This window comes from Rhodococcus sp. IEGM1339 (genome assembly GCF_050321925.1).
GTDB lineage: Bacteria > Actinomycetota > Actinomycetes > Mycobacteriales > Mycobacteriaceae > Rhodococcus > Rhodococcus pyridinivorans.
In genome coordinates, this window is the sequence record NZ_JBNQFT010000008.1 from 142,934 (window position 1) to 156,037 (window position 13,104).

General features: G+C 70.0%; 9 protein-coding genes and 2 pseudogenes. 7 read left to right on the top strand and 4 right to left on the bottom strand.

Translation table 11 applies throughout. From position 1 onward, the window contains the following. The first annotated feature begins 95 nt into the window (after positions 1 to 95). Genes ACQR3U_RS11185 through ACQR3U_RS11210 form a run of 6 tightly spaced genes read left to right on the top strand, consistent with a single transcriptional unit; the run spans position 96 to position 7,969 of the window. The gene (locus ACQR3U_RS11185) at positions 96 to 722 is read left to right on the top strand and encodes a TetR/AcrR family transcriptional regulator C-terminal domain-containing protein (RefSeq protein ID WP_006554093.1); all 627 of its coding nucleotides are present in this window, start codon (positions 96 to 98) and stop codon (positions 720 to 722) included. A 42-nt stretch (positions 723 to 764) separates the two neighbouring features. Continuing rightward, the gene (locus ACQR3U_RS11190; RefSeq protein WP_230810491.1) at positions 765 to 2,054 is read left to right on the top strand and encodes an SWIM zinc finger family protein; all 1,290 of its coding nucleotides are present in this window, start codon (positions 765 to 767) and stop codon (positions 2,052 to 2,054) included. Continuing rightward, positions 2,051 to 3,451: a DUF5691 domain-containing protein gene (locus tag ACQR3U_RS11195; RefSeq protein ID WP_230810490.1), complete on the top strand. Its 1,401-nt coding sequence runs from the start codon at positions 2,051 to 2,053 to the stop codon at positions 3,449 to 3,451. Before ACQR3U_RS11190 ends, ACQR3U_RS11195 begins: the two co-directional genes overlap by 4 nt. A gap of 47 nt (positions 3,452 to 3,498) precedes the next feature. Further along, the gene (locus tag ACQR3U_RS11200) at positions 3,499 to 4,617 is read left to right on the top strand and encodes an ATP-binding protein (RefSeq protein WP_039585252.1); all 1,119 of its coding nucleotides are present in this window, start codon (positions 3,499 to 3,501) and stop codon (positions 4,615 to 4,617) included. Then, positions 4,614 to 6,815 carry a DUF5682 family protein gene (locus tag ACQR3U_RS11205; protein ID WP_230810489.1) on the top strand — a complete coding sequence of 734 codons (2,202 nt, stop codon included), beginning with the start codon at positions 4,614 to 4,616 and terminating at the stop codon, positions 6,813 to 6,815. Before ACQR3U_RS11200 ends, ACQR3U_RS11205 begins: the two co-directional genes overlap by 4 nt. Then, positions 6,812 to 7,969 (top strand): VWA domain-containing protein, encoded by a 1,158-nt coding sequence (locus ACQR3U_RS11210; RefSeq protein ID WP_230810488.1) that lies wholly within the window; start codon positions 6,812 to 6,814, stop codon positions 7,967 to 7,969. The genes ACQR3U_RS11205 and ACQR3U_RS11210 overlap by 4 nt, the downstream gene beginning before the upstream one ends. A 36-nt stretch (positions 7,970 to 8,005) precedes the next feature. Here ACQR3U_RS11210 and ACQR3U_RS11215 read toward each other — a convergent pair whose 3' ends face one another. Further along, positions 8,006 to 9,610: an MFS transporter gene (locus ACQR3U_RS11215; protein WP_230810546.1), complete on the bottom strand. Its 1,605-nt coding sequence runs from the start codon at positions 9,608 to 9,610 to the stop codon at positions 8,006 to 8,008. 112 nt (positions 9,611 to 9,722) lie between these two features. On the opposite strand from ACQR3U_RS11215, the gene ACQR3U_RS11220 reads away from it, so the two are divergent. After that, positions 9,723 to 10,718: an iron-siderophore ABC transporter substrate-binding protein gene (locus ACQR3U_RS11220; protein WP_230810487.1), complete on the top strand. Its 996-nt coding sequence runs from the start codon at positions 9,723 to 9,725 to the stop codon at positions 10,716 to 10,718. Positions 10,719 to 10,755: 37 nt separating this feature from the next. Here ACQR3U_RS11220 and ACQR3U_RS11225 read toward each other — a convergent pair whose 3' ends face one another. From ACQR3U_RS11225 to ACQR3U_RS11235, 3 genes and pseudogenes are all read right to left on the bottom strand, one after another. Then, a complete protein-coding gene (locus ACQR3U_RS11225) occupies positions 10,756 to 11,502 on the bottom strand; it encodes a succinate dehydrogenase/fumarate reductase iron-sulfur subunit (protein WP_230810486.1) in 747 nt (248 codons plus the stop codon). A gap of 1 nt (position 11,503) precedes the next feature. Then, a pseudogene (locus ACQR3U_RS11230) lies at positions 11,504 to 12,619 on the bottom strand (FAD-binding protein); the annotation flags it as partial. A gap of 7 nt (positions 12,620 to 12,626) precedes the next feature. Then, positions 12,627 to 13,104, bottom strand: a pseudogene (locus ACQR3U_RS11235) (integrase core domain-containing protein); the annotation flags it as partial.

A 13,104-nucleotide genomic window follows, 5' to 3' on the forward strand; every position in this document is an offset into this window, starting at 1 on the left:
AGCGTCCGATAGTGTCAAAGGCACGAATCCTTCGGTCGGATCCCCGGTGGCGCGGTACCGCCGCGGGCAGCAGGAGAAGCGGGAGCAGAAGAGCAGTGCAGTTGCGACGCGGCGACGTCCTCGACGGCGCCATGGCGATCCTCGACGAGTACGGGCTCGGCGACCTGACGATGCGCAAGCTCGCGTCGTCGCTCGGCGTCCAGCCCGGCGCGTTGTACTGGCACTTCCCGAACAAGCAGACCCTGCTCGGCGCCATGGCGGACCGCATCCTCGATGGTGTCGACGAGCCGCCCGCGAGCGATGCCTGGGACGACGCCCTCTCCGAGCTGGCGCACCGTTTCCGCGCCGCGCTGCTCGCCCATCGCGACGGCGCCGAACTCGTCGCCTCGAGCTACGCCTCCCGGCTGACCACTTCCCGGGCCCGCGACGCCTTCGTGGCCACCGCCGAACGTGCGGGTCTGTCCCGGGCGTACGCCGAACTGACCGGCTACGCGCTGCTGCACTACGTGCTCGGCCACACCGTCGACGAGCAGTCCCGCGCGCAACTCGAGCAACTCGGTGCGCTCACGCGCGCACCTCTCTCCCCCGATGTCGCGACCGAACAGCCGGCCGAGGCCGACGACGACCTGCTCGACGGCGACCCCGCCGTCCGGTTCGAATTCGGTCTGCGGTTGTTCGTCGACGGCATCCGCGCACGTCTGGAGACCCGTGCGACATCCTGATCCCGCCGTTCCTGTCGGACCCGTCTCCTACCTTCGACGCTCGTGACCGCCCCCTGGACCCTCCAGCAGATCAACGCCGTCGCGCCCGATCCGTCCTCGATGACGGCTGCGCGCGGCGTCGCCGCCGCATGGCTCGAGACCGGTCACGACACCACCGCCCTGTGGGGACTGTGCCGCGGACGCGGCACCACGCCGTACCGCACGGCGATCGACCCGAGCGCTCCCGCCTACACGTGCACGTGCCCGAGCCGGAAGCTGCCCTGCAAGCACGCCCTGTCACTGCTCGTGCGCTGGTCCGAGGGTGCCGTGCCGGCCGCGCAGGCGCCCGACTTCGTGACCGGATGGCTCGCCGCCCGCATCGCGTCCACCACACTTCCCGCACCGGCGGACGAGCCGGTCAAGGCGCCCGACCCTGCGACCGCCCGGCGTCGCGCCGAGCGGGTCGCGGCAGGACTCGACGACCTCGACCGCTGGCTCACCGACCGCATCCGGCACGGCCTCGGGGCGGTGGATCACGGCTACGACATCTACGAGGCGATCGCTGCCCGCATGGTGGATGCCCAGGCTCCCGGCGCGGCGTCGGCACTGCGCGCTCTGGCCGCCGTCGTGAACGACGAAACCGATTGGCCCGCCAGGCTGCTCGAAGAGTATGCGCGCCTGCACCTCATGGCCGTGGCGTACCGGCAGCGCGACGAGCTGCCGAGGCCGCTCCTGCGTGCGCTGCAGACCCATCTCGGTTTCGGCACCCGCAGCGAGGAGGTCCGCGCCGAACCGGCTGTGCGCGACCGCTGGCAGGTCCTCGCCGTGCGCGTCACCGAGGAGAGCCGGATGTTCACCCGCAAGACGTGGCTTCGGGGGAGGTCGAGCGGACGCTGGGCGATCCTGCTCGACTTCGCTCACGGCACAGCGCGTTTCGCCACGCCCCTCCCCTTCCCCGGTTCGCTGGTCGACGCCGATCTGCACTTCTACCCCGGCGCGGCCCCACTGCGAGCCGTACTCGGCCGGCAGCACGGGGAGACGGAGCCGTTCACGACCCTGCCCGCCACCGGACTCGACGCTGCGCTGGACGAGTACGCCCGCATGCGCGGAGCAGATCCGTGGTTGCGCACCTGGCCCGTCCTGCTCGACGCGGTCACTCCCACCGACAGCGAGGACGGCTGGTACGTCGTCGACCCGTCCGGACGGGCGCTGCCGCTGGCCGGTGACGACGACAGCCGCTGGCGGCTGCACGCCGTCGCGGGAGGCCGTCCCGTGACGGTCTGCGGCGACTGGGACGGAACCGCTCTCACTCCCGTCTCACTGTTCACCGGAGGACAGGTGATGACCTGGTGACCGCCTTGCCCGAATCGCTGACGGCCGCAGCACTTCTCGGAACGGCACGCTCCGCTCCGGAGTTCGGCGCGCTGCACACGGCCGGTGCCGCGGGCGAACTCGCCGGAGACCCCGCCGCGACACTGCTCGCCGCTGCCGCCCTGGAGGCGACCTTCCTCACCGCCGCGACCGTGCCGGTGATCCGCGAGCTGCCGTCGCCGGCCCCGGACGACGACCGTCCCGTCCTGCCCGGCGCGGCTGCCGAACGCCTGCGCGCGCTGCTCGCCGTCCGCTCCCCGCTACTCGACGAATGGTTCGAGGTGGCGGCCCGGCTCCGCGCGTCGCACGACATCGTGGTCGACCTGTTGATCGTCGCGACCACCGACGCGGTGCACCGCGACCGGCTGATCGCTCTCACCGGCGCCCGCGGGCGCTGGGTGGCCGCGCGCCACCCGGAATGGGCCGATCTGCTGCCACCCGACCCGCTCGACGACACGCCCTGGCACGTCGGTCCGCCCGCCCGGCGACGCCGATGGTTCGAGGTGCTCCGCGCGCACGATCCGGCCGCGGCGACAGCCACGCTCTCGGCGTCATGGGGTGCGCAGACCGCCGCCCAGCGGGCCGAGCTCGTCGCCCTGCTCGCGGTCGGTCTCGGCCCGCACGACGAAGACCTGCTCGAGCGCGCCCTCGACGACCGTAGCCGCAAGGTTCGCGCCGTCGCGCTCGACCTTCTTCCCCGCCTCCCCGACTCCGCGTTCGCGCGACGCATGGCCGAACGAGTGCGGCAATGGCTGCTCGTCGACGGCTCGACCGTCACCCTCGCCGTCCCCGAACGGCCGGACGAGAGCGCACTCCGCGACGGTCTCTCCGACGGTCCGGCCCGCGATCTGCTGGTGGCGGCAGTCGCGGCCGCTCCGCTGTCGGTGTGGCGCGAGCACGTCGGAGACGGGGTGCTGCCGGAGTTCGACGTCGACGACGCCCTCCGCACGGCACTGACGGACGCGTGGGGCCGCGCGGCGGTCCGGCAACGCGACAGCGGATGGGCCGCGGCGTTGCTGCGACGCGACGGCACCGGCGACACATCGGTCGCCCGGGTCGTACCTCGCGACATCCTGCTCACGCACCTGCGCGAGGCGTCACCGCCCGCGGTTCTCGACGACGCGTTGCTCGCCGCGCTCCCGGCGCCGTGGCCGCGCGATGTCGCCGAGAAGGTGCTCACCGCGCTGTACACGAAGCTGACGACCACCCGTCTGGTGCGCGACGTCCTGACGCTGCTCGCCCACCGGGCACCGTTCGAGCTGGCCGATCTGCTGGCCGACGCCGCGAACCGCACCGACGATCTCGGTCGCCTGCACCTGTTCGCGAGCGCAGCCGACACCCTGACCCTCCGCAAGACGATCCACGAGGAGCTGAGTTGACCGACTTCGAGTCGACCCCGGCAGTTGTCGGCACCGACGAGGCCGCGATGCCCGAGACGGGCACGTCCGAGACCGCCGGGTCCGGCACCGACCTGCTGCGCCCACACGCCGAGCAGCAGTACGCGCACGAACTCGCGGCGCTCGCGCGACTCGACGACCGGCTGCGCCCGCCGTCGTGGCAACTGTCCCCGTGGGCGGTGGTGACCTATCTGCTCGGCGGCGAACTGCCCGACGGCACCGTGATCACCCCGAAGTACGTCGGTCCGCGCCGGTTGATCGAGGTTGCCGTGGCGACCCTGGCGACCGACCGGGCACTGTTGCTGCTCGGTGTGCCGGGTACCGCGAAGACCTGGGTGTCGGAGCATCTCGCCGCCGCGATCAGCGGTTCGTCGACCCGGCTCGTGCAGGGAACGGCGGGTACGACCGAGGAGTCGGTGCGGTACGGCTGGAACTACGCGCGGTTGCTCGCCGAAGGGCCGAGCGCCGACGCGCTGGTCGCCTCCCCGGTCATGACTGCGATGCGCGACGGCGCCGTGGCACGGATCGAGGAACTCACCCGCATCCCCGCTGACGTGCAGGATGCGCTGATCACCGTCCTGTCGGAGAAGACGCTTCCCGTCCCCGAACTCGGCATCGAGGTGCAGGCGACGAAGGGGTTCAACGTCATCGCCACCGCCAACGATCGCGACCGCGGGGTCAACGACCTGTCGTCCGCGCTGCGTCGACGGTTCAACACCGTCGTGTTGCCGTTGCCGGCGAGCGAGGAGGACGAGGTCGCGATCGTCACCCGCCGCGTCGAACAGCTGGGCACCGCACTCGAACTTCCCACCGTGCCTGCGGCCGCGGAGGAGATCCGCCGCGTCGTCACGGTGTTCCGGGAGTTGCGCAGCGGCGTCACCACCGACGGCCGGACCAAGCTGAAGTCCCCGTCGGGCACGCTGTCCACCGCCGAGGCGATCTCGGTGGTCACGGGCGGCCTGGCGTTGTCGGCGCACTTCGGTGACGGGGTGCTTCGGCCCTCCGACGTTGCGGCCGGAATCCTGGGGTCGGTGGTCAAGGACCCTGTCTCCGATCGGGTGGTCTGGAACGAATATCTCGAGGCCGTCGTCCGGGAACGCGGCGACTGGACCGACTTCTACCGGGCGTGCCGGGAGATCACCGGGTGACCGACGCTCTCTTCGACCGCGCGGATGCGCCCGCGGAGATCCGGGTCTTCGGGATCCGGCACCACGGGCCGGGTTCGGCGCGTGCGGTCCTGCAGGCACTCGCGGAGTTCGAACCCGACACCGTCCTCATCGAGGGTCCGTCGGACGCCGATCCGGTGCTCCCGCTCACCGTGGCCGACGACATGGTGCCGCCGGTGGCATTGCTGGCCTACGCACGCGACGAACCGGCGCGGGCGGCGTTCTGGCCGTTCGCGGCCTTCTCCCCCGAATGGCAGGCCCTGCGCTGGGCGTACCTGCACGATGCCGACGTGCGGTTCTGCGACCTTCCGGCGTCGATGTCGCTCGGCGCGGAGCGCGAGGTCGGCGACCGCGCGACCGACAACCTGCTCGGCATACTCGCCCGCGCCGGCGGATACTCCGACTTCGAGCAGTGGTGGGACGCGGTGGTAGAGCACGGCACCGCACAGGCCTTCGACGAGATCACGGACGCGATGCGCGCGCTGCGCGAGGATATCGGGATCGACGACCACACCGCGCGACGCGAGGCGCACATGCGGCAGGTGCTGCGCGCGACGGTCAAGGCCGGGGCCCGCGCGATCGCCGTGGTGTGCGGAGCGATGCACGCACCCGCACTGACCGGCCGGCTCGGACCGGCAGCGCCCGACGCGCGCCTGCTCAAGGGCATGCCCAAGGTCAAGACCACCCTCACGTGGGTGCCGTGGAGCCACTCCCGGTTGTCGCTGTCGTCGGGCTACGGCGCCGGCATCACCTCACCCGGCTGGTACCACCACCTGTTCACACAGCCCGCGGACACGACCGCACGCTGGTTCACCCGCGTGGCCCGTGTCCTGCGCGAGGAGGATCTACCCGTCTCGAGCGCCCACATCATCGAGGCGACACGTCTCGCCGACACGCTCGCGGCGTTGCGCGGTCGCGCGGTGGCCGGACTCGACGAGGTCGTCGAGGCGACGCGGTCGGTGCTGTGCGACGGCGACGACGTCCTGCTCGGTCTCGTCTCCCGCCGGCTCGTCGTCGGTGAGGCACTCGGTTCCGTCTCCGAGGACACCCCCACCGTCCCGCTCGACACCGACCTGCAGCGGAATGCGAAGTCGTTGCGTCTCGAGCGGTCCGCCGAAGCCAGGCATCTCGATCTGGACCTGCGCCGGGAGATCGACGTCGCGCGGTCGCGACTGCTGCACCGCCTGGCGCTGCTCGGTATCGACTGGGGTAGACCGGCGGAGAGCGAGGTGCGCTCGACCGGCACCTTCCGCGAGACCTGGACGCTGCGGTGGGAACCGGAGTTGTCGGTGGCGATCGTCGAGGCGTCGCGGTGGGGCACGACGGTGGAATCCGCAGCGGGCGCCACGGTGGCCGACCGTGCCACTCGTTCCGGGATCGCGCTCGCCGACCTCACCGAACTGCTCGAACGGGCGTTGCTCGCCGACCTGCGGACCACGATCCCGTCGCTGGTGACGGCGATCGACGCGGCGGCTGCACTCGATCACGATGTGCTGCACCTGATGAGCGCCCTGCCGACCCTCGTGCGCACCGTCCGTTACGGCGATGTGCGGGGCACCGATCTGTCCTCCCTGGAACATGTCTGCGACGCCCTGCTCGCGCGTGTGTGCGCCGGTCTCCCGGCGGCGGTCACCGGTCTCGACCACGACGCCGCCGATGCACTGCGCACCGCGATCGACGACGTGCATCTCGCTCTCGCGCTGCGTGAGGACCCGACCGCGACCGTCCGATGGCTCGACACACTGACGTCGGTGAGCGAGCGTGACGACATCGACGGTCTGCTCGTCGGCCGCACCACCCGGATGCTGCGCGACACCGGCCGACTCGGCGAGTACGAGGCGTCCGTGCGGGTCGCGCGAGCGTTGTCGGTGGGGTCATCGGCACCCGCGAAGGCGCGCTGGATCGACGGGTTCCTCGGCGGGGGCGGACTCCTGCTCGTCCACGACAGCGCACTGTTCGATCTCGTCGACGAGTGGATCAGCGGTCTCACCGACGACGATTTCGTCGACGTCCTGCCCGTCCTCCGGCGCACCTTCGGGTCGTTCGCCTTCGGTGAGCGACGCCTGCTCGGGCAGACGGTGCGGGGCGAACGCACCCGCCGCACGGAGGCACCGCCCGCCGTGGATCGCGGCCGGATCGCTTTGACCGCCACCGCGTCGATCCTGGGAGTGTCGGCATGACAACCGAATCCGGAGACACCGAACGTCTGCGCCGCTGGCGGCTCGCACTCGGCGAGGCCGCCGAGGACTCGACGGGCTCCCTGTCCTCGGCCGACGACAACGCCATGGACGCCGCGCTCGCCGCGCTGTACGACACCGCGCCCGGCGACGGCACCGCACCGCGCACCGCAGGTCTCGGCGCGTCCGCGCCCCGGGTGGCGCGCTGGCTCGGCGACATCCGCACCTACTTCCCGACATCCGTCGTCCAGGTGATGCAGCGCGACGCGGTGGATCGGCTCGGGTTGACCCGGCTGCTCCTCGAACCCGAGATGCTCGAGGCCGTCGAACCGGACGTGCATCTCGTGGGCACGTTGCTGAGCCTGAACCGCGTGATGCCGGAGACCACCAAGGCGACGGCACGGACGGTCGTCGAGAAGGTCGTGCGCGAGATCGAGGCTCGCATCGCGCAGCACACCCGTGCCGCCGTCACGGGTGCGCTCGACCGGTCGTCGCGGACGTCGAACCCGAAACTCCGCGACATCGACTGGGATCGCACGATCCGCGCGAACCTCGCCCACTACCTGCCGGAGCATCGCACGGTGGTGCCCGAGAAGCTGGTGGGCTACGGGCGCCGCTCCCAGGCGGTGAAACGCGACGTGGTGCTCGTGGTGGACCAGTCCGGGTCGATGGCGTCGAGCGTGGTGTACGCGTCGGTGTTCGCGGCGGTCCTGGCGTCGATGCGGGCACTGCGCACCTCGTTGGTCGTCTTCGACACCGCGGTGGTGGACCTGACCGACAAGCTCGCCGACCCGGTGGACGTGCTGTTCGGCACCCAACTCGGCGGCGGCACCGACATCAATCGGGCGATCGCCTACAGCAGGTCGCTGATCACGCGCCCGGCCGATTCGCTGTTCGTGCTCATCTCGGATCTGTACGAGGGCGGCATCCGCGCCGAGATGCTCTCGCGCATCCGGGAGATGCTCGCCGCGGGTGTGCAGGTCGTGGTGTTGCTGGCTCTGTCCGACGACGGGGCGCCGTCCTTCGACCGCGACAACGCGGCGGCACTCGCCGAACTCGGAGTTCCTGCCTTCGCGTGCACGCCCGACCGTTTCCCGGAACTGCTCGCCGTCGCGCTCGAGCGGGGTGACGTCGGACGCTGGTCGCAGTCGTTCTGACCGCCTGACCGACCCGGACTGCGTGAGGATCCGGGTTCAGTGGGCCGGTTTTTCCGACGAGTCGACCGCCGCGTCACCGTCCTCCTCGGCGTACCGTTCGAGCAGCGCGATCTCGGCCGAGCGTGAGGGGAACGCAAGGGCCACCAGCGCCGCTCCGACCAGCACGATCGCGGTCGCGGCCGTGTAGGCGCGGGTGTCGCCGTCGAGGAAGGCCGACCGCGCGGCCTCGATGATCTGCTGCGCGTACTGCGGATAGTGCTCGGCGATCCCGACGGCACCCGCGAACGACTTCTCCAGTGCGGTCTCGGTCTGCTCGTCGACGGCCGTGGCCTGAGGACTCGCCGCGATCGTCGCGGCGAGGGAGGCCGAGTATCCGGCGGTGAGCAGGGCGCCGAGGATCGACTGGACGATCGCGCCACCGAGATCGCGTTGCAGATCGGCCGTGCCGGAGGCCATCCCGGCACGGGCGACCGGCACCGAGCCGGTGAGCGAATGCGAGGCCGGGGTACCGGCGAGACCGACACCGGCTCCGAGACACATGTATCCGAGGGCGATCACCCAGTAATGCGCGTCCTCGTCCCAGAGCATCAGTGCGACGACGAGTCCGGCCACGATCGCCACGTAACCGGACAGCAGCGTGAAACGGGAGCCGCGCGACCCGACGAGTTTCGCCGACTGCGGCGCCACCAGCACCATCACGAAAGCGGCGGGCAGCGCCGCCGATCCAGCTGCGAGAGTCGAGTAGCCGAGCACGTTCTGCAGGTACTGCTGACTGATGTACATCGTGCCCATCAGGGTGCCGAACACGATGATGCCCGCGACGGCCGCGACCCAGAACACGCGACGCCGGGCGACCCGCAGGTCGAACAGGGGATTCGCCGCGCGCAGCTGGCGCATGACGAAGAGGATCACCGCGACGAGAGCGATCACGAGAGCGGACACCGCGATGGTCTCCATCCCGTCGACGGGCACGAAGTTGATGCCGAGGACGAGCGAGCCGACCAACACGATCGAGACCACGCCGCCGAGATGATCGACCGGATCGGTCGACTCGTTGACGTGGCTGGGCACGAACATCCAGGTCAGGGCGAAAGCGATCAGCGCGAGCGGGATCGTCACCAGGAAGACCGAACCCCAGAAGAACTGTTCGAGCAGGGTGCCGGCGACGAGCGGGCCGAGCGCGGTCAGGCCGCCGCCGATCGACGACCACAACGCGATCGCGCGCGTGCGGGCTGCGCCCGACCACAGTGCGGTGATAAGGGCGAGAGTGGTGGGGAACGCCAGACCGGCGGAGACACCGCCGAGCACCCGCGCCGCGAACAGCACCTCGGTGCTCGGCGCGAACCCGGCGACCGCCGATGCGGGAACCGACAATGCCATTCCGAGAAGGAGCATCGTCTTGCGTCCGTAACGGTCGCCGACGGCACCGAGGTAGAGCACGGACGCGGCGAGACCGACGGAATAGCCGACTGCGACGAGGTTGAGCTGGGTCTGGCTCGCGTCGAACGCCTTCCCGATCTCGGGCAGTGCCACGTTCGCGACGGCGAGGTTCAGGTTCGCCACGGCGGCGACGAGGATCAAGGAGGCCAGCACCGGTTTCGCCCGTGCCGGCCGACCGTCGTCAGGTGGGGTCACGGACACATAGTGCGCGCTCGAGGGGCTGTCCTGCGCGGTTTCCGGTGGGTTTCCACCTTCGGTCACCCCGCCGGGTTAGGATCGCCTCACTTGTTGTTCGACAGACTCGAGGGCCCTCATGACACGCCGATCCGCTGCGTTGCTCCGTTCCGCCGCTCTGTTCACGGCCACCGCGATCGCGCTGACCGCGTGCGGATCGTCCGACACGGAGTCCGACTCCGGTTCGGCACCGGCCGACGGCGCCTTCCCCGTCACGGTCGACACGAAGTTCGGGGAGGTCACCATCGACTCCGCCCCCGAACGCGTCGCGGCTCTGGGCTGGGGCGACGCCGAAACTGCACTGGCACTCGGCGTTCAGCCGGTGGCGGCGAGTGACTGGCTCGCCTTCGGCGGCGACGGCGTTGGGCCGTGGGCGCAGGGGCTGTACGACTCGCCGCCGGAGCTCATCGGCACGATCGAGCCGTCCTTCGAGATGCTCGCGGCGCAGGAGCCCGATCTGATCCTCGACACCAAGAGTTCCGGTGAGCCGGCCCGCTACGAGACGCTGTCGGGGATCGCCCCGACCGTCGGCGGCCCGGAAGGCAGCGACGCCTACCTCACGTCGCTCGACGACCAGGTGGCCACCGTGGCAGCGGCGCTCGGTGTCCCGGACAAGGGTGCCGAACTGCTGTCGCAGATCGACGCGGATTTCGCGCAGGCCGCCGCCGACAATCCCGAGTTCGCGGGCAAGACCGTCACCGTCGCCTCCTACACGTCGGAGGGGTGGGGCGCCTACGTCGTCGGCGACTCGCGCGTCGACTTCATGACCGAGCTCGGCTTCGTGAACAATCCGCAGGTGCAGGCCGCGGCGACGGACGATTTCTTCATCACAGTCTCCGACGAGAACCTGGACATGCTCAACTCCGACCTGCTGATCGTGCTGCCGATCTACGTGCCGGCCGCCGAGGTGACCGACAATCCGGTCTTCCAGCAGATCCCGGCGGTGCGCGACGGCCGGTTCCTCGTGCTCGACAGCGATTCCGACATCTCCGCGGCGTTCTCGACGAACTCGGTGCTGTCGGTGCCGTTCGCGCTCGACGAGCTGGTTCCGCTGGTCGTCGTACGCGTGAGCTGAGCCGGTCCCTGCGTCCGGCCCGGTCCCTGCTCCCTGCTCAGCGCCGGAACAGCTTGTTGCCGAGCCACACGATCGGGTCGTAGCGGCGGCCGGCGACGCGTTCCTTCATCGGGATCAGCGCGTTGTCGGTGATGTGGATGTTCTCCGGGCACACCTCGGTGCAGCGCTTGGTGATGTTGCACATACCCAGGCCGTGCTCGTCCTGCGCGACGTCGCGCCGGTCGGCGACGTCGAGCGGGTGCATCTCGAGTTCCGCGATGCGCATGAGATAGCGGGGACCGGCGAAGACCTCCTTGTTCTCCTCGTGGTCGCGCACCACATGGCAGACGTTCTGGCACAGATAGCATTCGATGCACTTGCGGAACTCCTGGGAGCGCTGCACGTCGACCTGCTGCATCCGGTACTCCCCCGGCGCCAGATCAGGAGGCGGCGCGAAAGCCGGTATCTCGCGTGCCTTGCGGTAGTTGAACGAGACATCGGTGACGAGATCTCGGATGATCGGGAAGGTGCGCATCGGGGTCACGGTGATCGTCGCGTCGGGATCGAACAGCGACATGCGGGTCATGCACGTCAGGCGCGGGCGACCGTCGACTTCCGCCGAACACGATCCGCACTTGCCCGCCTTGCAGTTCCAGCGCACGGCGAGATCCGGTGCCTGGGTGGCCTGCAGACGGTGCAGGATGTCGAGGACGACCTCCCCTTCGTTGACCTCGACGGTGTAGTCCCGCAGTTCCCCGCCGTCGGCGTCGCCCCGCCAGATCCTGAACGCCGCCTGGTGTCCCATCTCAACCCCTCCGTCCGGGATGATCCGCGAGTTCCTCGTCGGTGTAGTATTTCCCGAGTTCGTCGATGTCGAACAGCTCCAGCAGGTCGGGACGCATCGGTTGCTGCCGTTCGGCGGTGACCGTCACGGCGGGGACGAACGGGTCGCCGCCGTCCAGGCGACAGGCGAGCAGAGTGCGACGCCATTCGGAGTCCATCGACGGGTGGTCGTCGCGGGTATGTCCCCCGCGGCTCTCGGTGCGCTGCAACGCGGCCCGCGCGACGCACTCGCACACGAGGAGCATGTTCCGCAGGTCCAGGGCGAGATGCCAGCCCGGGTTGAACTGGCGGTGGCCTTCCACCGCGACGTTGCGGATCCGTGTGCGCAGGGTGTCGAGTTCGCGCAGGGCACGTTCGATCTCGTCCGCGCGCCGGATGATGCCCACGAGATCCTGCATGACCTGCTGCAGGTCGGTGTGCAGGGTGTACGGGTTCTCGGCGCGATCGGTGTCGGCCGGATCGAAGGGCGAGAGCGCCGCACGGGCGGCGGCGTCGATGTCGGCGTCGCCGACGATCGGCCGCGAGGTGAGGCTCTGCACGTAGTCGGCGGCGCCGAGACCTGCCCGGCGACCGAAGACCAGCAGATCGGACAGCGAATTCCCGCCCAGCCGGTTCGATCCGTGCATGCCACCGGAACATTCCCCGGCGGCGAACAGCCCCGGGACTGCCGCAGCGGCGGTGTCGGGGTCGACCTCGATGCCGCCCATCATGTAGTGGCAGGTCGGGCCGACTTCCATGGCCTCGGCGGTGACGTCGACGTCGGCGAGTTCCTTGAACTGGTGATGCATCGACGGCAGGCGGCGCATGATCTCGTCGGCCGGCATCCGGGAGGCGATGTCGAGGAAGACTCCGCCGTGCGGAGTCCCCCGGCCGTCCTTGACCTCGGAGTTGATGGCGCGGGCGACCTCGTCGCGCGGGAGCAGGTCGGGCGTGCGGCGATTGTTCTCCTGGTCCTCGTACCAGCGGTCGGCCTCCTCCTCGGTCTCCGCGTACTGGCCTTTGAACACCGGCGGGATACAGGAGAACATGAACCGCTCCCCCTCGGAGTTCTTCAGCACTCCGCCGTCGCCTCGCACACCCTAAGGTGTAATTCCCGGGGACGTTGTGAACGCCGACGCGGTCTATAGGTGACTGTCCACCGATCCCGGTGTGGGGCCGATGGTGATTGTAGTCATGCAGCCACTGCTGGTAGGTGGCACAGCGCGCCTCCTCGGACCGGTAGGTGTGCGCGTACGCCCACTCGGCAACGAGGGTGCGGTTGAACCGTTCGACCTTGCCGTTGGTCTGCGGCCGATACGGCCGGGTCCGCTTGTGCGCGATCTCCGGACCGAGAGCAGAAGCGAACTCCTGTGATCGATAGCAGGATCCATTGTCCGTCAGCACTCGCCTGACGGTGATGTCGTGGGCAGCGAAGAACGCGTGAGCACGGGCCCAGAACCCGGCCGCGGTGCCCTTGCGTTCATCTCCGAGGATCTCCGAGTAGGCGAGCCGCGAGTGATCGTCGACCGCGTGGTGCAGGTAGGCGTAACCCATCTTCGATCGGTTCTTGCGGCCGGTCTGCCGG

Excerpts from the sequence above, each read along its gene's own strand:
- ACQR3U_RS11200 (WP_039585252.1), top strand. The coding sequence starts at position 3,499 with ATGCCCGAGACGGGCACGTCCGAGACCGCCGGGTCCGGCACCGACCTG.
- ACQR3U_RS11210 (WP_230810488.1), top strand. The coding sequence starts at position 6,812 with ATGACAACCGAATCCGGAGACACCGAACGTCTGCGCCGCTGGCGGCTC.
- ACQR3U_RS11220 (WP_230810487.1), top strand. The coding sequence starts at position 9,723 with ATGACACGCCGATCCGCTGCGTTGCTCCGTTCCGCCGCTCTGTTCACG.
- ACQR3U_RS11225 (WP_230810486.1), bottom strand. The coding sequence starts at position 11,502 with ATGGGACACCAGGCGGCGTTCAGGATCTGGCGGGGCGACGCCGACGGC.